The 19263-nt window shown below is 43.6% G+C and carries 14 protein-coding genes; 7 read left to right on the top strand and 7 right to left on the bottom strand.

Annotated elements, in window-relative coordinates:
- The first annotated feature begins 2 nt into the window (after positions 1–2).
- Positions 3–1256 (top strand): Y-family DNA polymerase, encoded by a 1254-nt coding sequence (locus SHAL_RS11315; protein WP_012277258.1) that lies wholly within the window; start codon positions 3–5, stop codon positions 1254–1256.
- A 196-nt stretch (positions 1257–1452) separates the two neighbouring features.
- Here SHAL_RS11315 and SHAL_RS11310 read toward each other — a convergent pair whose 3' ends face one another.
- From SHAL_RS11310 to SHAL_RS11300, 3 genes are read right to left on the bottom strand one after another with little or no spacing between them, the layout of a single operon-like run.
- Entirely contained in the window at positions 1453–2991 is a 1539-nt protein-coding gene (locus tag SHAL_RS11310; RefSeq protein ID WP_012277257.1) for an efflux transporter outer membrane subunit, read from the bottom strand.
- Complete coding sequence (locus SHAL_RS11305; RefSeq protein ID WP_012277256.1) at positions 2984–6118, bottom strand: efflux RND transporter permease subunit; 3135 nt, start codon at positions 6116–6118, stop codon at positions 2984–2986. The genes SHAL_RS11310 and SHAL_RS11305 overlap by 8 nt, the downstream gene beginning before the upstream one ends.
- Positions 6118–7344, bottom strand: coding sequence for an efflux RND transporter periplasmic adaptor subunit (locus SHAL_RS11300; protein ID WP_012277255.1), 1227 nt, complete (start codon positions 7342–7344; stop codon positions 6118–6120). Before SHAL_RS11300 ends, SHAL_RS11305 begins: the two co-directional genes overlap by 1 nt.
- A 297-nt stretch (positions 7345–7641) precedes the next feature.
- On the opposite strand from SHAL_RS11300, the gene SHAL_RS22610 reads away from it, so the two are divergent.
- The 3 genes from SHAL_RS22610 to SHAL_RS11290 all read left to right on the top strand — a co-directional run bounded on the left by SHAL_RS22610 (position 7642) and on the right by SHAL_RS11290 (position 10533).
- The gene (locus SHAL_RS22610) at positions 7642–7740 is read left to right on the top strand and encodes a DUF4113 domain-containing protein (protein ID WP_083758339.1); all 99 of its coding nucleotides are present in this window, start codon (positions 7642–7644) and stop codon (positions 7738–7740) included.
- Between the two features lie 206 nt (positions 7741–7946).
- Positions 7947–8990, top strand: coding sequence for an HlyD family secretion protein (locus tag SHAL_RS11295; RefSeq protein WP_012277253.1), 1044 nt, complete (start codon positions 7947–7949; stop codon positions 8988–8990).
- A gap of 1 nt (position 8991) precedes the next feature.
- Positions 8992–10533, top strand: a complete 1542-nt coding sequence (locus tag SHAL_RS11290; RefSeq protein ID WP_012277252.1) for an MDR family MFS transporter — start codon at positions 8992–8994, stop codon at positions 10531–10533.
- Positions 10534–10542: 9 nt separating this feature from the next.
- Here SHAL_RS11290 and SHAL_RS11285 read toward each other — a convergent pair whose 3' ends face one another.
- Positions 10543–10893 carry a DUF4156 domain-containing protein gene (locus tag SHAL_RS11285; protein ID WP_041415977.1) on the bottom strand — a complete coding sequence of 117 codons (351 nt, stop codon included), beginning with the start codon at positions 10891–10893 and terminating at the stop codon, positions 10543–10545.
- A gap of 392 nt (positions 10894–11285) precedes the next feature.
- Between SHAL_RS11285 and codB the strand changes: the two genes are divergently transcribed.
- Together codB and SHAL_RS11275 are read left to right on the top strand one after the other, a co-directional pair.
- Positions 11286–12551, top strand: coding sequence for a cytosine permease (gene codB, locus SHAL_RS11280; RefSeq protein ID WP_012277250.1), 1266 nt, complete (start codon positions 11286–11288; stop codon positions 12549–12551).
- Between the two features lie 10 nt (positions 12552–12561).
- Positions 12562–13857 carry a cytosine deaminase gene (locus SHAL_RS11275; protein ID WP_012277249.1) on the top strand — a complete coding sequence of 432 codons (1296 nt, stop codon included), beginning with the start codon at positions 12562–12564 and terminating at the stop codon, positions 13855–13857.
- Positions 13858–14139: 282 nt separating this feature from the next.
- Here the strand turns inward: SHAL_RS11275 and SHAL_RS11270 are convergent, their stop codons facing one another.
- On the bottom strand, positions 14140–14985 hold the full coding sequence (locus tag SHAL_RS11270) for an MBL fold metallo-hydrolase (RefSeq protein WP_012277248.1): 846 nt from the start codon (positions 14983–14985) through the stop codon (positions 14140–14142).
- Between the two features lie 664 nt (positions 14986–15649).
- On the opposite strand from SHAL_RS11270, the gene cmoM reads away from it, so the two are divergent.
- Complete coding sequence (gene cmoM, locus SHAL_RS11265; protein ID WP_041416393.1) at positions 15650–16441, top strand: tRNA uridine 5-oxyacetic acid(34) methyltransferase CmoM; 792 nt, start codon at positions 15650–15652, stop codon at positions 16439–16441.
- Between the two features lie 350 nt (positions 16442–16791).
- Here the strand turns inward: cmoM and SHAL_RS11260 are convergent, their stop codons facing one another.
- Positions 16792–17430, bottom strand: a complete 639-nt coding sequence (locus SHAL_RS11260) for a protein disulfide-isomerase (RefSeq protein ID WP_012277246.1) — start codon at positions 17428–17430, stop codon at positions 16792–16794.
- Positions 17431–17623: 193 nt separating this feature from the next.
- A complete protein-coding gene (locus tag SHAL_RS11255; protein WP_012277245.1) occupies positions 17624–18670 on the bottom strand; it encodes a hypothetical protein in 1047 nt (348 codons plus the stop codon).
- Between the last annotated feature and the right edge of the window lie 593 nt (positions 18671–19263).

The following is a 19263-nucleotide window of genomic DNA, read 5'->3' as shown; positions in this document are numbered from 1 at the left end:
CCATGTACGCACTTGTGGATGCCAACTCATTTTATTGCAGCGCCGAGCAGGTGTTTAGGCCAGACTGGCGTAACCGCCCTATCGTCGTGCTTAGTAATAATGACGGAATGATTGTTGCGGCGAACAGATTGGCCAAAGAGGCTGGAATTAACAAGTTTGGTCCCTACTTTGAAGCACAGAAACTGTGTGAGCAAAAAGGCGTTATCGCGCTATCTTCAAACTACGAGCTCTATGGCTCGTTATCTGCTGCAATGATGGAGGTGATTGGCCGTTTTGCACCGGAGCAGCATATCTACAGTATCGATGAGTCATTCTTATCGTTTAAGCACTGTTACCCCGCGATCCCCTGCCTTACTGAGCACGCCATGAAGCTAAGACGCGCGGTTTGGAAAGAAACTCGGCTTCCGGTCTGTGTGGGGATTGGCACGACGCTAACGCTGGCTAAGGTCGCCAATCACGCGGCTAAGAAAATAGCGGGTTATGACGGTGTCTGTGCCATCACCAGTGATGAGCAGCGCATTGCTATTTTAAAGACCATGAAAACCAATGATGTGTGGGGCGTAGGTAACCGTATAGCTAAAAGGCTCGGTATGATGAACATCCACAGCGCTTTTGCTTTGTCACAGATGAAAACGGGGCTCGCAAGCAAGCAATTTAGTATCGAGCTTGAACGCACAATTCGAGAGTTAAACGGTGAAGTGTGTAAAACTTGGGATGAGGCTCGTGCCGACAAGAAACAGATTTTTTCAACCCGCAGTGTTGGTAACCGAGTCACCGACTTATCATCCTTATGTCAGGCGTTAAGCAAGCATGCTTCAACCGCAGCGGCGAAAGCCAGAACCCAAGGTTCGCTATGCAAAAGCATGCTAATTTTTGCCTCAAACTCCCCTTTTGATGAACAGCCTGGCGGATTTAAGTTTGTGCATCATTTTAGTTATCCAACAAATGACACTTGTGAGCTGATTGAAGCTGCAACAAGCGCGGCTATAGCCAGATTTAATCCCACTATCCGATACTATAAAATAGGTGTCGGACTGATTAACCTATGCAGTGAAGTAAACCTACAGGGTGACTTATTCGAGAGGTGCAGGAACCCAAACAAGATGTTGGTGTTAGATTGCATCAATGCCAAGTATGGCACGGACTCTCTTTTTTTGGCGGCCCAAGGGATCTCACAGAAATGGGGCATGCGCAGAGAAATGCTAACACCGCAATATACTACGCGTTGGAAAGATATTCCCTTGATTAAGTGTTAATCGAGGATTGGCAAAGTTAGCATGTTTTCGGGGCATGCACTGAGTTATAGTCTCTTAGCTATAGTCGCTTAGTTGTAGTCGCAGAGCTTTGCGACTAGCCTCCCGAAATTGGAGGACTAATCGCCCATAAATTTTGATTTTAGCCTCATCAATACTCGAACGATTTAACTCTCTATTTAATTGTCTATTTATTTGATTATTTAGTAAGTTCTTCGACTTGTTGCTCGCCAGTCGTTTTTTCAAGTTCAGTCTTCATCTCATCACTGGTCAGTACTCCACCACCCAGCGCACGATAAAGTGTAATCATCGACAGTAGCTGGTCACGTTTCACCTGACTCAGAGTCAGTTCGGCGCTAAACAGACTTCGCTGAGCATCCATCAAATCCAATGAACTCGAAACCCCATTTCGGTATCTTAACGTTGCTAAGCGCGTATATTCAGTTGATGCCACAACTAATTCCTGCTGAGCGTCAATCGCCAATTCAGAGCGTCTGAAACTGTTCATCGCATCATTCACTTCAAAGTATGCACCGAGCACTGTACTTCTATAGCTGAGCATCGCCTGTTTTGCATCTTCCTGGGCAATATCATATTGAGCAGTGATCTTACCTGCATTGAAAATGGGGGCGGTGATACCACCTAAAAGCGACCAAGTGATCCCTTGGCTATCAAATATGTCACTGAGGCTTTCAGATTCAGAACCATAGCTGCCGCTAATGGTAAATTTAGGAAAGAATGCTGTTTTAGCGACACCGACATTGGCATTGGCTGCAACAAGAGCTTGCTCTGCGGATTTTACATCTGGGCGCTGTGACAACATCTGTGATGGAACCCCCACTGCGAATGAGTCAGGAAACAACGCTCCTTCAGCTTTTAACTGCGCTTCAGTTTTAGGGATAAGGGGATATTTAAATTCCCCCAGTAAAATCCGCAACTGATTGGCCTTTTCACTTCGCTCATAATCAAGATCTGGCAATGTGACTCTGGCACTTTGATACTCCACCTCAGCCTGCCTAACTTGCAGGCCCGATATCACACCATTTTGTTTTCGCAGTCTGGCAAGATCTCGCTCCTTTTTACGAAGCTCGACCGTATTAAGCGATATTTGATAACGTTGCTCAATATCGAGCCATTCATAATAACGACTGGCGACATCACTGATTAAACTGATGGTGGCTAAATTAAGTGCTTCTTGTGAAGAGATGAAATTGGCAAATTCTGCTTCACTCCTGCGACGATTCGCTCCCCAAAGATCCAGTTCCCACGAAACAGTACCCGCAACATAAAAAGTATCTTCTTTAACCGGATCGGTACTGGTCAACGCGCTGTCTAATGCTCGCTCGCCATTTGCATCAAGTCCTACTACGGGAAATAGTGCAGCGTCGGTAACTGTTACCCCCGCTCTTGCCGCTAACAGTCTTGAGCGCACTCCCTCTAAATCGAGGTTTTGATCAAGAGCATGTTCTATCAATACCTGTAGCTCAGGATCGAGATAAAACTCACGCCAATGCTTGAGGCCAACGTTCTGCTCGTCGGTTTGCTGCAACTCGTGGTGAAATTGTTCCGGTATTTCAAGATCTGGTCTCTGGTAATCTGGCCCCATGGCACAACCAGAAAGTAGCAAAATCCCACAGGCGACACAAAATGCTGTGGTGCTAATTCGAAACGAGTTAACACCACCGATTGTCATCTTATGATTGGTATAGGCTTGAGTGATGTTAAGTTGATTAGGCATGAGTCGATACCTCCTCTGTATCGGCTTTGCCGGTGATTTTAGAGCGAACCCAGCCCGCCGTTGTCACAAAAAACAGCGGTACCATTATGATGCCAATGGTTGTCGCGAAAATCATGCCACATAAAATAGGGATAGAGATACTTTGCCGACTGACAGCGCCAGGCCCGACAGAAAACACCAGTGGAAGTACGCCTAGAATGAAGGCTAACGAGGTCATTAAAATCGGTCTAAAACGCATATTAGCCGCCTCAATGGCTGAATCGAGTCGGCTCTTACCTGCTTTATGTAATTGGTTGGCAAACTCGACAATCAATATCGAGTTTTTTGCCGCCATTCCGATCAGTGCGATAAACGCCACCTGAAAAAAGAGATTGCTTTCCATACCGCTCACTAAGGTCCCCACAGATGCACCTAACATCGCAATGGGGGCGATGAGCAATACCGCTATCGGCAGAGTCCAGCTCTCATAAAGCGCAGCGAGAAACAGGAACACAAATACCATCGCTAACGTAACCGCAATAGCCGTTTGATTGGCAGACTGCACCTCTTGATAGGTTATTCCGGTCCACTCATAGCTAAACTCGTCAGGTAGCATGGGCTTTGCCACCCGCTCAATAGCGCGGATCACATCGCCTGAGGCATAACCCGGTGCAGGAGATGCATTAATCGAAGCGCTAGTAAACATGTTGTAGTGCGTGACTGCTGCTGGCCCTACCGAGTAATTAGATTCAGCTAATACACCAATTGGTACCATAGCGCCCGATGAGGAGCGAACATGGTAATCCTCTATTTGATCCGGAAATTGACGATACTGCTCTTCTGCTTGTACTTTCACTCGGTACACTCGCCCAAATAAATTGAAGTCATTAACCGTCGATGAGTCTGTAAATGTTTTAATGGTGCCATAAATATCAGACACCTTAACCCCAATGGCCATGGCTTTAGCTTCATCAACATTAAGGTGTAACTGCGGAATTGCAGATTGCAGCGATAATCCTGCCGTGGCTATCTCAGGTTGCAGTTTTAAGGCTTCAACCAGCTCATCAGCGGTCTCCATTAAGCCTTTAAAGTTACTCCCTGAAGTATCTTGCAGCTCCATTTCAACACCGGAGCCATTACCAAGACCTGGGACTGCCGAGGGTAAATAAATTCTGAATTCAGCCTCGAGCACATCATGCAGTGATTGTTTAATCTCGTTCATCACCTTCTGTACGGTTGCATCATTATCAACGCGATCTGACCAAGGTTTTAGAATGATCTCAAACTGACCGTTTGCTTGATTCGAACCTGAGCGTCTGTTTTCACCCGCTAGGGTAAACGAGTAAGCTATCGCAGGATGAGCAAGCACTGTCGCTTCGGCTTTCTTAAGGACATCTTGAGTACGATTAACCGTTGCCCCATTAGGCAGAGACACATCGATAAAAAATCGACCCTGATCTTCATCTGGCATAAAGCTCGATGGCAGCGAACTCATTGTTAAGTACACACCGCCCACCATTAAGGCAAACAACAGGTAACTGCGTTTAGCGTGCTTGTTGGTTAACACCACCAATCTGACATACTTAGTTGTGGCTGTGTCTAAACGATCATTCATCCACTTGAAAAAGCCTGAGGTCGCTTTATCACCGGGCTTGAGTAATAACGCACAAAGTGCTGGCGAAAGTGTCAGTGCAACTACGGTTGAGATCAGTACCGCAACCGTTATCGCGACAGCAAACTCTCGATACATAATACCGGTGATCCCAGACAAGAAAGACACTGGGACAAATACCGCCGCAAGCACTAGGCTGGTAGCGATAAGCGCACCAGACAGTTCCTTCATAGCAACCTTAGTCGCCTGCGATGAACTCAGCCCTTTCTCATCCATTAAACGTTCAACATTTTCAACCACAACAATGGCATCATCGACCACAATACCAATTGCCAGCACTAGCGCTAACAAACTCACAGTATTGATGGTAAAACCAAAGGCAAGCATTGCGGCTAATGTGCCAATTAATGAAACAGGCACCGCAATGGCGGGTATGAGTGTTGCGCGAATATTCTGTAAAAACATGAACACCACAAGAATAACCAAAATAAGCGCTTCAACTAAGGTTTTTACCACCTCATCTATGGAGTTTTCGATAAACACGGAGGCATCAAAAAAGACTTCCCAATTCATCCCTTGTGGGAATTTTTGCGCGAGCTTTGCCATCTCAGCTTTAACTTTTTTAGTGACTTCTAGCGCATTAGCACCGGGCAATAAGTAAACCTGCAAGATGGTGGCATTGTTACCATTGAGTTGTGACTGGAGTGTATAAGAGGATGAACCGAGTTCAATGTTGGCAATGTCACGCAAGCGAATAATCGAACCATCGGCGCTTGCACGAACAATAATCTCGTTAAACTGCGGAACACTGCTCATTCGACCGGCTGCGGTGATCGGCAGAGTCATGCTCAAGGTGTCTGCATTAGGTTGTGAGCCGATACTGCCCGCTGGCGATTCCTTGTTTTGCGCTTTTATCGCATCGATAACATCTGACGTGGTGAGCCCATAACCCGCCATTGTGTCGGGATTTAACCACACTCTCATTGAATAACTACGCGCACCTGTATTTCTGACTCGTCCCACACCAGGGATCCGTTTTAATGCTGACTGAATATTAATAGTGGCGTAGTTACTAAGATAAATTTCATCATAACGCTCATCTTCAGAGGTTAATGCTAATTTGAGTAGCTCAACAGAGGCTTCTTTAGAAACTGACACCCCTTCTGTTTGCACATCAATAGGCAAGCTACCGGTTGCTTGCTGCGTTGAGTTTTGTGCATCAACAGCGGCAAGATCAGGGTTTGTACCGACATCAAACGTAATCGTGATGTTGGAGCTACCAGAGTTGGTACTCTTAGAGCTCATATAAATCATATTTGGCAGGCCATTAAGCTCTTGCTCTAACGGTGTGGCCACAGATTCTGCCGCGGTAGTGGATGTTGCACCGGGATAGGATGCCGATATTTTTACCTGAGGCGGGGTAATGTAAGGATATTGGTCAATGGGTAATTGAAACATCGCAATTAACCCCAATAGCACAATGACAATAGAGATTACACTGGCAAAAACGGGACGATTAACAAAATACTGTGCCATTAGTTATCCTCCTGTTCCTGCTCAAGCTTTTGTTGCTTCAATGCTTGCTCTTTCTGTTTTACATCCTCTTTTTTATCATACTGCTCGGCAGTTAACGGCTCAGCCAGTTGTCCATGACGGACACGATGCATGCCTTCGACAATGACTAATTCTCCCGCTTTTAAACCACTTTGTACTACTACGCCCATTTCACCTTGATGTTTTATCACAATAAAGCGGCGTTCAACTTTATTATTGGGCAGCACAATCATCACATAGACGCCACCTTGCTCAACTTGAGTGGCTTTTTGTGGGATAACGATTGCATCACTCACTTCACTGAGCTTAATTCTGACATTGGTATATTGGCCCGGCAGTAACTCTTTATCGGGGTTAGGTAGTTCAGCTCTTACCTGAAAAGTACCTGTTTCAGGATTGACAGAAGGATCGGTAAAGCCGACATCACCCAAATACCGGTACTCACTGTTATCTGGCAATGTAATTGTTACGAAACCTTCAACAGCTTTACCTTCTGATTCAGCGGCTTGTTGCTCTTTATCACTGGTCATGCGGCGACGCGCATTAAGATAATCTAACGCCGACATATTAAAGGTGACATAGATAGGATCGACCTGCTTAACCCGAGTTAATAACGATTGGCCACTGCTGCCGACTAACGCACCGATATCAACTTCTGAGCGGCTGACTAATCCACTAATGGGTGACTTAATCTCGGTATAACTGAGTTCAAGTTTTGCTTCTTCAAGCTCGGCTTTACTTGCGGCGACACTGGATTTTGCTTGCGACAGAACCGACAGCGCATTATCGAAATCTAACTGACTGGCTGCATCTTGCTCATACAACGGCTTTAAACGTTCGACATCACGTTGTGCCTTTTCGAGCGCTGATTGCTGGGATTCAACATTAGCACTTAAACGGTTAACCACTGCCACATAAGGACGATTATCGATGCGATAAAGTAGCACCCCTTCTTTAACCGCACTACCTTCAATAAACGTTTTATTTTCAACAAAGCCATCGACTCTCGCTCTTACTTCAACATCCAACGAGGCCTTTGTTACACCGACATAATTGCCATAGAGCGGCACTGTTGCTGTCGATACTCTTTCAACAACGACTAATTTAGGGGTGATTTTCACAGGCTCGTTTTCACAGCCAGTAATGAATGCCACGGATGAAAAAAGCAGTGTTAATTTGAATGCTGTGCTGCTGAGATGACTTGGCATACGTTCGTCCCTAAATGTGCTGTTCACAAATCTCTAATGGTGCTGTTAAAAACAATTAGATGTAATTGAATTCGCACTGGTTATTCTTGTAATGAAGATGTGAGCTCAGTGTATAGTTTATGTGTGCGCCGCAGCAATAGATAACGTAATTAAAATCACGCTCCTTGTAAAAGGAATAGAATTTTAGCCTTAACTATTTAAGGCTGCATTTGAGTGGTGCACTTCTACTTTTAACAAGGGACATTGTTCGATAAATGGCCCGCCTTCGCAAAAAACTGGAAAAGGGCGCTTATTAAGATGGCTAAATGGATCTCGCTGAAATGGGGCATGCGCAGAGAAATGCTAACACCGCAATATACTACGCGTTGGAAAGATATTCCTTTAATAAAATGCTAACCCTAAGCTGAGATTGCTGATAAAGCATGGCATTATTCAAATAACCCAATATTAAATATGGTTAACTTTTATGTTTTTTGAGTCACTTATATTGTTACTACAACAAACTAGGTCTAGTATTTATTGAAACGAATGAGCATCTTGCAGTGCTATGAGTCTTCAAACCCTTCTCGACTAATTGTCGAATAACCAACCTGGTTAAAATTATGAGCGAAAATTCAACACAAGCACAATCCCATCTAATACGTAACCTTATTATCGCAACCATAGCGATTGCCGTCTTAGCCACCCTCAGTTATTTCTATATTCAGCACCAAAAGAACTATCCCAGTACCGATGATGCTTATATACACGCTAATATTATCTACATTGCTCCACAAGTCAGCGGCAAGGTGAGCAGTGTCAATGCATCCGATTATCAAAAGGTTAGTCAAGGTGATTTGTTAGTACAGATAGACTCTGCCCCTTTTCAAGCAAAACTCGATGAAGCCCGTGCTGCCTATGAGATGGCGCTACAAAACAATGCAGCAACAGATGACGCCATACTCGCGGCCAGTGCCAATGTTAAAAGTGCAGTGGCTCAATTATCCGATGCCCAAGTAACTTATAAGCGTACTAAAGACTTAGTTGATAAAGAATTGCTGCCTGAACAGCAGCTTGACGATACACGAGCCAAGCTTTCTGCAGCCGAGCAGAGTGTGATAGCCGCGCGCGCAACCATGGCTCAGTTAATTAAATCTCAAGGTGCGCATGGTAATGCTGCACCTGAAGTAAAAAAGGCAGCAGCTGCGCTCAGTCAGGCCAGTCTATCGCTTTCTTACACTAATATTTTCGCTCCTAAAGATGGCCATTTAGGCAAGTTAAGTGCCCATGCCGGTAGTGTTGTATCCCCGGGACAAGCTATTGTGCCTCTCGTTGTTGATAACACTTATTGGGTTCAAGCAAACTTTAAAGAAACACAACTAGAGCGACTTACCGCCGGCCAAACTGCAACAATCACCCTAGACCTTTATCCTAAGGTGGATTACCACGGCACCATTGAGGCGATTTCACCAGCAAGTGGTGCATCTTTTACCCTGTTGCCGCCTGAGAATGCAACCGGTAACTGGGTAAAAGTTCCACAACGTTTCCCTGTATTAGTTCGCCTAACCAATGAAAGTGAGCACCCTGACTTTCCTCTACGTGTTGGCGCAAGTGCTAACGTAAGCATAGACACGGTTAATAGCCCATCTAAGCAACAAGAGCAGTAACATGAGCGATACTTCAGAGACGATGCCTGATACTGATGACAGTCAGGTAATGAGTGAAAGCAGCCGTAAACTCGTCACTTTAGCGGTAATGCTATCGGCCATCATGGTATTGCTTGATATGACAATCGCCAATGTTGCCCTGCCTCATATGATGGGCGCATTGGGGGTCACATCAGATCAAGTGACCTGGGTACTGACTTCCTATTCTATGGCTGAAGCGATATTTATCCCGCTAGCCAGTTTTCTCGCGCTTAAATTTGGAGTTCGTAATCTACTGCTGATCTCGGTCAGTGGATTTATGATCAGCTCAGCGCTTTGCGGCCAAGCAGATAGCATCGCTGAAATGGTCACCTTTAGGGTGATGCAAGGGGCATTTGGTGCCTCAGTTATCCCGCTTTCTCAGTCGATTATGGTGCAGATCTACCCTGCAAACCAACGCGGTAAAGCCATGGCACTCTTTAGTGTCGGGGTATTACTGGGGCCAATATTGGGGCCTACGCTTGGCGGGATCATTACCGAGAATATGAATTGGCGCTGGATTTTTTACGTTAACCTGCCTATTGGTGCAATCTGCCTTACGCTGATTTACACCTTTGTTAAGCTAGGTGGTAAAGGTAAACCTAAAATTGACTGGCCAATTGTCATCGCAATGACCATTGGTATTGGTCTGCTACAGATGGTGCTCGACCGAGGTAATCAAGAGTCTTGGTTTGAGTCTAATACCATCTTGTTTTCAGCCATCATCAGCGCTATTGCGATTATTTTCTTTGTTGCGCGCTCTTTCATTACTAAGAGTGAGATAGCACCGGTCTGGTTATTACACGATCGTAACCTTGCTATGTCATGCCTTGTGATGGCGGGCTTCTCGATGGGAATGTTTGGCATCACTCAGCTGCAACCCATGATGCTAGAACAGTTATTGAATTACCCGGTAGAAACTACGGGGTTTGCTATGGCGCCAAGGGGTCTTGCATCTGCCATTGTTTTACTTGCAATGGCACGTTACATGGACAAAATCGATGCAAGGCTACTTATCGCTGTAGGTCTGTCACTTAATGCCCTTGGCACGTATTTGATGACTCAATATTCACTTGAAATCGACATCTACTGGATCTTACTACCTAGTATTATACAAGGTGCTGGTATGGGATTAGTTTTTGCCCCATTAAGTCAGCTTGCCTATACAACCTTGTCACCAAAAGACACTATCGGTGGTGCAGTGGTGTTTAATTTATGCCGGACAATTGGTGGCTCTTTCGGCATATCTATTGTGAATACCTATTTTTCAAGGATCCAGCAACAAGAGTGGAACCAGTTAGGAGGCTCACTTTCGCTAAGCAACCCCGTGTTACAGAACGCGGCGCAGATGCAAGGTACCAGCATCACAGACCCTACTTTCTTAGGGCAGCTCCAAAATATGCTGCAGCAACAGTCGACACTCACAGCCTTCGTCTATACCTTTGGCTTCCTGTTAATCTCTTACCTCTGTCTGATCCCGCTTCTTGCACTATTCAAAACTAAGCCAAAAATTGAGACTCAGTAATGCATATATTTAGCGCTCGATACCGAGCGCTTTCTCGCACTTATAAGCGTTGGCAATCATGGTGACTGAGCCACTGAAGCCTAGTGGCTTATATAGATAGAGAGTATCTGCATCGAGTTTGGCGGCCTTGATCCGCATCTCATTTAAGGTGCCCCAAACCATATCCTTGTCTGCGTGTAGCCAGTAATCATAAAAGTGGCCCTGTGATCCAATGACGGTGCCTTTGTGATCACATCCTTGTAGTGCTTGAGTATCATCCCAAAGCACCTTTACGGTGTTGGATTCATCAGTTGGAAAAGTGACGCAAGCACTAAGAGTTGAGCAGATTAGTACGATACCAGCCAATTTTAAATATTTCATGATCATGTGTCGTTCGAGGCAAAAAAGGAGGCGATAATATCGATGTTACCAGCCGTAGGAAATCCCCAGAGATTGCATTTGCGAAGAGGTTAACATTTCGGAGTTTTATCACTCAGCTCACCTGTTTACAGCTTGGTTTAAATGGGAACAAAAAGTTAGATAAGCTACGCTCCCAGCAGATAATCGATAACCTTGAATCGGCATTAAGGTTACGAGGAATTAATCAATGCATCAATTTGTAAGCGAGAACCGTTATTTGCTTGACTCTGTATTCATTATCACTAAAATACGCGCCGTTTGCCCGACGTGTAGCTCTACAGCCCTTGCTTGATCGCAGGTTTAAGCACTTTAGGTAAGCCGTGTATTTTCTTTATTCTATCCAAGGACAATAAATGGCAAGCGATAATAATTACAGTCTAACCCCAGTACCGAACTCGGCACGTAAAGGGGTTCTCTCTCTAACAATGGTGATGTTAGGGTTAACCTTTTTTTCAGCGAGTATGTGGACCGGAGGAACGCTCGGCACCGGCCTCTCTTTTAATGATTTTGTTCTTGCCGTTCTTATTGGTAATTTAATTCTCGGTATTTACACTTCATTTCTTGGTTACATCGGTGCTCAATCTGGCCTTTCTACTCATCTCCTCGCTCGTTACTCATTCGGTTTAAAAGGTTCTTGGTTACCCTCGCTACTTCTCGGTGGCACTCAAGTTGGTTGGTTTGGTGTTGGCGTGGCGATGTTTGCTATCCCAGTACAAAAAGCCACAGGCATCGACACTAATCTTCTTATTATTATCTCAGGCCTGCTTATGACCTTTACCGTCTATTTCGGTATTGGTGCGATTATGATTTTGTCAGCCATCGCAGTCCCTGCCATTGCTCTGTTTGGTGGTTTCTCTGTGCTACAGGCGGTTGATACCATGGGCGGCATGCAAGGCTTAATGGCCGTTGAGCCAGAAAACCCCATTGATTTTAATACAGCGTTGGTCTTGGTTGTTGGCTCATTCATTTCAGCCGGTACTCTGACAGCTGATTTTGTTCGCTTTGGTAAGAATCCAAAAACCGCCGTGTTTGTCACCATGTTCGCCTTCTTCGTCGGTAATTCGTTGATGTTTATCTTCGGTGCAGCGGGCGCGGCGGCGACAGGCCAAGCCGATATTTCAGAGGTAATGATTGCACAAGGGCTATTGATCCCAGCGATTATCATCTTAGGTTTAAATATTTGGACCACCAACGATAACGCTCTGTATGCTTCAGGCTTAGGCTTTTCGAACATTACCGGCTTACCGAGTAAATATTTATCCATTTTTAATGGCGTGATTGGTACCCTGTGTGCACTTTGGCTATATAATAACTTTGTCGGTTGGCTGACCTTTCTGTCTGCCGCAATCCCACCGATTGGTGGCATTATCATCGCCGATTACCTTCGAAACCGCGAAAAATATAAAGACTTTGCCAATGCCAAGTTTTCGACTGTCAACTGGGCTGCAATTAGCGGCGTGATGATAGGCGTGCTTGCAGGCCACTTATTACCAGGCATAGTGCCAATTAATGCCGTGCTTGCTGGCGCCTTCAGCTATCTCTTGATAGATGAAATTCAAGTTCGTATCAAAAAACAAAATTTAGTTAAATCAGATTGTAAAGATGCAACCAATGCATAAGGAAAACTCCATGTCATCAGCAAATATGTTGATCAAAAACGTGACGCTAAACGGCAAAAAAGGCCTTCATCAACTACTCATTGAAGACGGTCAGTTTAAGGCGATAGCACCTATGGCTGACACCATTGAGCTGCCAAGCTCAACGTCGTTAGACGTCATCGATGGTGAAGGTGGCATGGCTGTTCCTCCTTTTTGTGAGCCTCATGTTCACTTAGACACAACCCAAACTGCTGGCGAGCCAAGCTGGAATATTTCAGGCACCCTATTTGAAGGGATCGAACGTTGGTCTGAGCGTAAATCGATGCTGTCTATCGAAGACGTGAAATCACGCGCCAAGCAAACACTAAAGTGGCAGATTGCTAACGGTATCCAGCACGTTCGTACTCACGTTGATGTGTCAGACCCGACGCTTATCGCACTTAAAGCGATGCTTGAAGTGAAAGAAGAGATGAAGCAATGGGTTGATATCCAAATTGTTGCCTTCCCTCAAGAAGGTATTTTGTCTTACCCGAATGGCAAAGAGTTACTCGAAGAAGCGGTAAAGCTTGGCGCTGATGTGATTGGTGCTATCCCACATTTTGAGTTCACCCGTGAATATGGCGTTGAGTCACTGCACTATGTGTTTGACCTTGCACGCAAGTACGACCGCCTTATCGATGTGCATTGTGATGAAATTGATGATGAGCAGTCGCGCTTTGTTGAAACCGTTGCAGCCCTTGCCCACAAATATGAAATGGGTGAGCGCGTAACGGCGAGTCACACAACGGCGATGCATTCATACAATGGTGCTTACGCGTCGCGTCTGTTCCGTTTACTTGGTATGTCGGGCATTAACTTTGTGGCTAACCCGCTTGTGAATATCCACTTGCAGGGACGTTTCGATGATTACCCTAAGCGACGTGGTATTACACGTGTGAAAGAGATGCTAGCCGCTGACATTAACGTCTGTTTCGGTCACGATGATATTTTTGACCCTTGGTATCCGCTAGGTACAGCCAATATGCTGCAAGTACTGCATATGGGCCTACATGTTTGCCAAATTATGGGTTACGATCAGATCAACAACTCACTAGAACTTATCACCAGCAAATCGGCTCGCACACTGAATATTCAAGATCAGTACGGGATTGAACTCGGCAACCCTGGTAACCTGCTGGTTCTTCCTGCTGATAATGGATTTGATGCGGTGCGCCGTCAGGTGCCTGTGCGTTACTCTGTGCGTCAGGGTAAAATGTTAGCTGAAACTAAAATTGCGCAAACGCAAATTCATTTAAGCGAAGTAGAAGACGTGACCTTCCGCCGTTAAGACAACTTGCTTAAAAGGCTAATAGCTTTAGAAAAGTGGTAAATCTATTTGTGCTCAGTAAAACTTGAAGCGTAGATAGGCTTACCACTTTTGATTAAAAAATTTTGCACATCTATAGCCAGTCTCGGTTGCCTGTCGCAATATTCAGCCATTAGCGCTATCTTCGCTTTTCATGCTAAACACCACTTACAGTGTAAGCCTTGTTAAGCCACTAATACTCGTGAACCTATCTGAACGACACAAATCACCGACAAATTTTATCTGATAAGTGATTATATAAAGTCAAATGTTAATGCTACGACCTGTTGGAAAATATTCTAAGCGTTCTCCAAGCACACCTTTCAATATGTTATAGGCTTTCATGCCTGTACAATGTCCAGTGTACAACTTATCTATTGGGTAATTTAACATCAACTTCCCCATTTCTTCGATTTGCTGCTTAGTCCCGCCGATGCTGTTAAAGAGCGGTAATCCGACCAAATGAAAACCACCAACAACGGCTTTGATTTTCGCTGTGGGAAATGAATTAACGGCAGTCTCTATCATATTGAGCACACCACTATGAGCGCAACCCGTAAACACGACAAGCCCATCAGCTTCCTTTATAACTAGCAGTAATTCATGATCAAATGTATCGGGTTTACAACAGCCCTCAGAATCAGTGAAAAGGTATTTATTACCTTTGGGCTTGGGGTATTTATCAACCAAATTAGTGATGATAAAAATATTAGGAAATATCTCCGTTAATTGGTTAACAAAGGTCAAGCGGTTAGTAGCTTTAGTCAGTAACTGCTTATTTATACCTACATTACTTTTAAAACCAAATGCTTTGAAAACATAATTGGCCTTGTCGCATTCCCGGAAATAGACCTGAGCTTTCGAGTTATTGTCTATAAAATGGTTAACGCCATTACAATGATCATGATGACGATGTGAAATCACTGCTGCATCAACAGCTTTGATATCCACGTTCAATAAGGCGGCATTATCACAAAAGGCACTGCTACTCCCAGCATCAAATAATATGCTCTTCCCCATAGTGCTAACGTGAATAGATAACCCTCTTTCTATTGTTAGGTCAGTTCGATGATTCAATCTAGTATTATCAATCAAAGATGTCAGTATCATAATTAAGTCACTTAAAAATATGAATTGGAGCCTTAGCGCTTAACATTCTAATATACAACATGCGCGTTTTATCTTACTGATAATTACATGCTTTTAAAGCTGCACTCAATAGAAATAGGTGAATAGTTCATAGATTATCTAGCTGTAGATAACAGTCAGTTCGCACATGAGGCCTAAAACTTACAGAGCTCTCAATTTTTCTACAGATTGATCGTGCTGGAACTCAGTATGGCCAGAAGAATGAGGTAATAATCAAAAGTAGAATTTTACATGATTAGATATGGTTGAGGCATTAAATAGGAGTATGGGATCTCTTGGTTTCTTAAACATAAAACCAGAAACGCTTAGGATGATCTATGTTGCTTTTTGAACTTGCGCCTCTTACAACGCCATAGTGATGGAATGAATAGATAACTACCTAGATGCATAAATTAAATTATAACCCCGAGATATTTTTAATTACCATTCAACAATATGCATACTTACTCACTTCTCGCATCGAGATATCCGATAATCACATCGGTTTAGTTAGGCTCTCGCAGCAGATATTGTGGTTCACAGTGGTTATTTGTTGCTGCACTGATTTAATTTTATGGCTTGCTGTGAGAGAATTCGCGCCCGCGTAATTTCGCCAACAGATAACGTTCAACGTATGAAGACGACAGTGAAACAAGATAGAAACTTTGATGGTTTAGCCCATAAGTTTGCCGCCAGCATTTACGGCACTGCAAAAGGCGAAATAAGGCAAACGGTTGTTTGGCAAGATATTGAACAGATCTTGTTGGCGCTATCGAAACAACCTAGCAATGCGGCCGCAGAGCTTAGCGTACTTGACGCAGGCGGCGGCCTAGCCCAGCTGTCACAAAAAATTGCTGCACTTGGGCATAATGTCAGCCTGTGCGATCTATCAAGTGAGATGTTATCTCTAGCTAAACAAGATATTAGTGATAATCAGCTGCTAAAGAAGTATCAGTTTATCCATAGCCCAGTACAGAACATTGCCGAACACCTGCAAGTACCTGTTGATTTAATTCTGTTTCATGCTGTGATGGAGTGGCTAGCAGAACCGATTCAAGCCTTGTCTACACTGTGCGAGCAAGTCAAACCTGGCGGCATTATTTCAGTGATGTTTTACAACTATAATGGCCTACTCTTTAAGAATTTAATCTGTGGCAACCTTAACCATATTGAAAAAGGCATGCCCCACCGCAAACGTTTTAAGTTACAACCTCAACAAGGAATAAAGCCTGAGTTGGTATATTCATGCCTAGAGCAAGCAGGTTTTAATATTTTGGGAAAAACCGGCGTTAGAACCTTTCATGACTATATGCAAAATCATGATATGGGAGACTTTAGTTTTGAGCAGATTGTCGCGATGGAGCAAAAGCTATGTCGCCAAGAGCCTTTTCTATCGTTAGGCCGTTATATTCATGTTTATGCGCAAAAATCAGCATAATTACAGCGGCTGCTCTCGCTGAGCGAGCAGAGATTGATAGCGTTTGGTATTAATCTCTATTTAACCTTGTACTGTTAAAATAATCGTAGCAAAAGTTGAGTCAAAGTATCACTTAGAAGAGGTGCTTTATGTATATCGATACAGGGTTAACGTTGAAGTGGATAGGACTGGTAATTTTTTATATCGTGCTCATTCGTATTTGTTATAAATAAACGACTTTATCCAGTGACTACAAGCGCATATAACGGCCATATTGGCGGTTAAATAGCGCTAACAATAACTCTCTGCTAGCGCAAATTTAACGCTTATCTGTTGCGTGATTTGCGCAGTTGTAGGCGCAAGCACTAATGTTAACTGAGTGCCGCTAACTCTTTGTTTGCCGCAGCAACTACATCTTCCGGTTTAGCTAAGTATTGAGAGTGGTCGATAAATATCGCTTCATCGCCTAATGTCATCACGAGTACTGGAAACGCCGAAGTACCAATGGCCTCACCAATCTCTGCAATACCCGCTAAAACACTCTCTGCTTCATGACTAATGGTATCTTTGAAGACTTTGTTTGATGGCGATAATTTATATTGATTGATAATTTTGTCGAAATCTTCTCGATAATTTAATGGGTTAGCCTCAACAAAGTGTTGCTGCTGCAGCGCTTGCAGTAGCTCAAACTCTTTATCGGCTTGTTTTGATTGCACCCAAGACATGAAGTTAGCCGTTTTAAATGAATTCGCTTTATTGCCCGCTTGTTTCAAGTAAGCATCACCGAACGTCACCGGGCTAAGTGCCCTAACCTGGTTGATTTGCGCCATTTTAGGCGCATCTTTGCCATTATAATGCGCGCAGTGCAGTAAGTGAGTCTCTGCAAAGTCGAACGCGTTAATCAGCTCAGCGACAACCGGTGTAGCAGCATAGCTCCATGGACAATGAGAATCATAAATAAAATAAAGCGCTAAAGGTTCGTTTTGAATGTTTGGCTGATTGGCTGGCATTGACGGTTGTCTTGTTAATAAATTCTGTAGCGCCGATCCTAAGGGCTTTAGGGTTTTTATTCAAATATCAATTGCGTTATCTAGGTCAATTTATGCGTAAAAAGCCAATAAAAAAGGAAGCAACTTAACGCGGCTTCCTTTATGGCTGTGTTTACCGAGTGAATATTAACCCGCTAATATTGACGAGCTAACGCTAAACGGCTTGCGCTTCACTAGCGGTATTTACGCCATGCCATTGGTAATGGTTGTTAGGCTTTTTACTGACGATACCGTCATTAAACATTTTGGCAAAAATCTCATCAACTTCTTCAGTGGTAATATTTAGGTACTGACTGACTGCACGTTTGCTGCAATTAATCCTTTTCTGACCCAATGCATCAAGCACTTGTTCATACAATGGCTTTGGCTCTGCTTCTGTTAGCTGTTTAGGCTCATAGTGTGGAATAAAGTCTGACTCATCACTATGCATACGTCGGTAAGCATCGAGCGTAATCGGCTCTAGCTGGTTAGATTGTTGCTTAAACCTTTGTCTAAAGCGATTCTCTTCACCGATTAACCCCACAAAAAATGCAGCAAAGAAATCTAACAAGATAGATAAGAACACCACTAAACCCAGCTGCGCAGTTTCAGCTTTAATGTTCAATGACATTGCTAAGCTTTCAATCAAACCGACTATAGAACCTTGGCTAACAACAGGAAGACTATCTCGCTGAACTGCAAGCTGTTGCTGCTGCTCACGCAATTTATTGTTCTCTTTTTGAATGCGCGTCACGCCAGTGGCAATCCGCTCCATCTGGATGTACTTTTCAGCTGCTACGTTGTTCAGCGCAATCTGCTTATCGATGGCATCAATTTGCATATCAAAGGCATTGACCTTGCTTTGCTGCACATGAACATGCTCTTGCGCCTTATTTGTGGCGCTGTTGATCCCGCCAATCGAGCCACCTATAGAGATGGCTGCCAACACGGCATAAAAGCCAAGCGCTGAAAACATGCCGATAAAATTCTTCCTAGAATAGCGCTCACCGACCTCATACCACGCAAAAAACTTACCGAGTTCAAAAATGACGGCTAATCCACCAAACAGCAACTGCATGACAGGATCATCATCAATAGAGAGAAACAGTAATAATGAAAAGATAATAGAGGCTAAGATTGATGCGCCCGTGAAGCTGTATACGCTCCACATTGCAAACTTGCCTTTTGGAAAACGAACTGCGTGATTTTGATTGTAAAGCATAGTGGACTTCTAATATTAGATTTCTAAGTGAAAATAGGAAGAAAACTCTGAGTATGGATTACTTGAGAATATAAGCATTTAGCTTACACTAATTAAGCCTAATTCTCTTTAAATAATCCTAAAACTAGGATCTTATGCGCATTAATACATCACATATGATATTTATGCTAATTGCTTGTTTATATTTGGCGTAATTTAAACGAGATAAATCTATACAACATGCAAAATGGCGTCTGCTTAATAAAATAGCATTATGACGATGTAGTGGTTTAAGTTTAGTCACTATTTTGGGGCGCGATTTCGGTCACTACGGATGGGTTTTGCTGTTTACTTAATTTACAGTTATTAAATAAACGATTCTTATTATCCTGTCTTACGTTCGTATCGACTTTGAATCGTATGAATATCCATCAAGTTTGAGTTGGGATTTTCCTACTTTTCAATAACGTTAACAAAATCATATATAAAAGATTATGAATACATGGCCTTATGAATTTCTAACTCTGTTCATTAAATTAAACCAATATTCTGTATCCACATGTTTTAAATGGTTTATTTTACGCCGCTTGATTTTGTTTATTTCTCATGTGCTG

Origin of the sequence: Shewanella halifaxensis HAW-EB4 (assembly GCF_000019185.1) — a bacterium.
GTDB classification, from domain to species: Bacteria; Pseudomonadota; Gammaproteobacteria; order Enterobacterales; family Shewanellaceae; genus Shewanella; species Shewanella halifaxensis.
The sequence above is the reverse complement of the archived record's forward strand: the minus strand, read 5'-3'. Positions and strand labels throughout refer to the sequence as shown.

What these genes read in the sequence shown, in the direction of transcription:
- SHAL_RS11290 (WP_012277252.1), top strand. Translation starts at nt 8,992, where the DNA reads ATGAGCGATACTTCAGAGACGATGCCTGATACTGATGACAGTCAGGTA.
- SHAL_RS11270 (WP_012277248.1), bottom strand. Translation starts at nt 14,985, where the DNA reads ATGATACTGACATCTTTGATTGATAATACTAGATTGAATCATCGAACT.
- SHAL_RS11300 (WP_012277255.1), bottom strand. Translation starts at nt 7,344, where the DNA reads ATGCCAAGTCATCTCAGCAGCACAGCATTCAAATTAACACTGCTTTTT.
- SHAL_RS11260 (WP_012277246.1), bottom strand. Translation starts at nt 17,430, where the DNA reads ATGCCAGCCAATCAGCCAAACATTCAAAACGAACCTTTAGCGCTTTAT.
- SHAL_RS11275 (WP_012277249.1), top strand. Translation starts at nt 12,562, where the DNA reads ATGTCATCAGCAAATATGTTGATCAAAAACGTGACGCTAAACGGCAAA.
- SHAL_RS11315 (WP_012277258.1), top strand. Translation starts at nt 3, where the DNA reads ATGTACGCACTTGTGGATGCCAACTCATTTTATTGCAGCGCCGAGCAG.
- SHAL_RS11305 (WP_012277256.1), bottom strand. Translation starts at nt 6,118, where the DNA reads ATGGCACAGTATTTTGTTAATCGTCCCGTTTTTGCCAGTGTAATCTCT.
- SHAL_RS11285 (WP_041415977.1), bottom strand. Translation starts at nt 10,893, where the DNA reads ATGAAATATTTAAAATTGGCTGGTATCGTACTAATCTGCTCAACTCTT.
- codB (WP_012277250.1), top strand. Translation starts at nt 11,286, where the DNA reads ATGGCAAGCGATAATAATTACAGTCTAACCCCAGTACCGAACTCGGCA.
- SHAL_RS11295 (WP_012277253.1), top strand. Translation starts at nt 7,947, where the DNA reads ATGAGCGAAAATTCAACACAAGCACAATCCCATCTAATACGTAACCTT.
- SHAL_RS11310 (WP_012277257.1), bottom strand. Translation starts at nt 2,991, where the DNA reads ATGCCTAATCAACTTAACATCACTCAAGCCTATACCAATCATAAGATG.
- SHAL_RS22610 (WP_083758339.1), top strand. Translation starts at nt 7,642, where the DNA reads ATGGCTAAATGGATCTCGCTGAAATGGGGCATGCGCAGAGAAATGCTA.
- SHAL_RS11255 (WP_012277245.1), bottom strand. Translation starts at nt 18,670, where the DNA reads ATGCTTTACAATCAAAATCACGCAGTTCGTTTTCCAAAAGGCAAGTTT.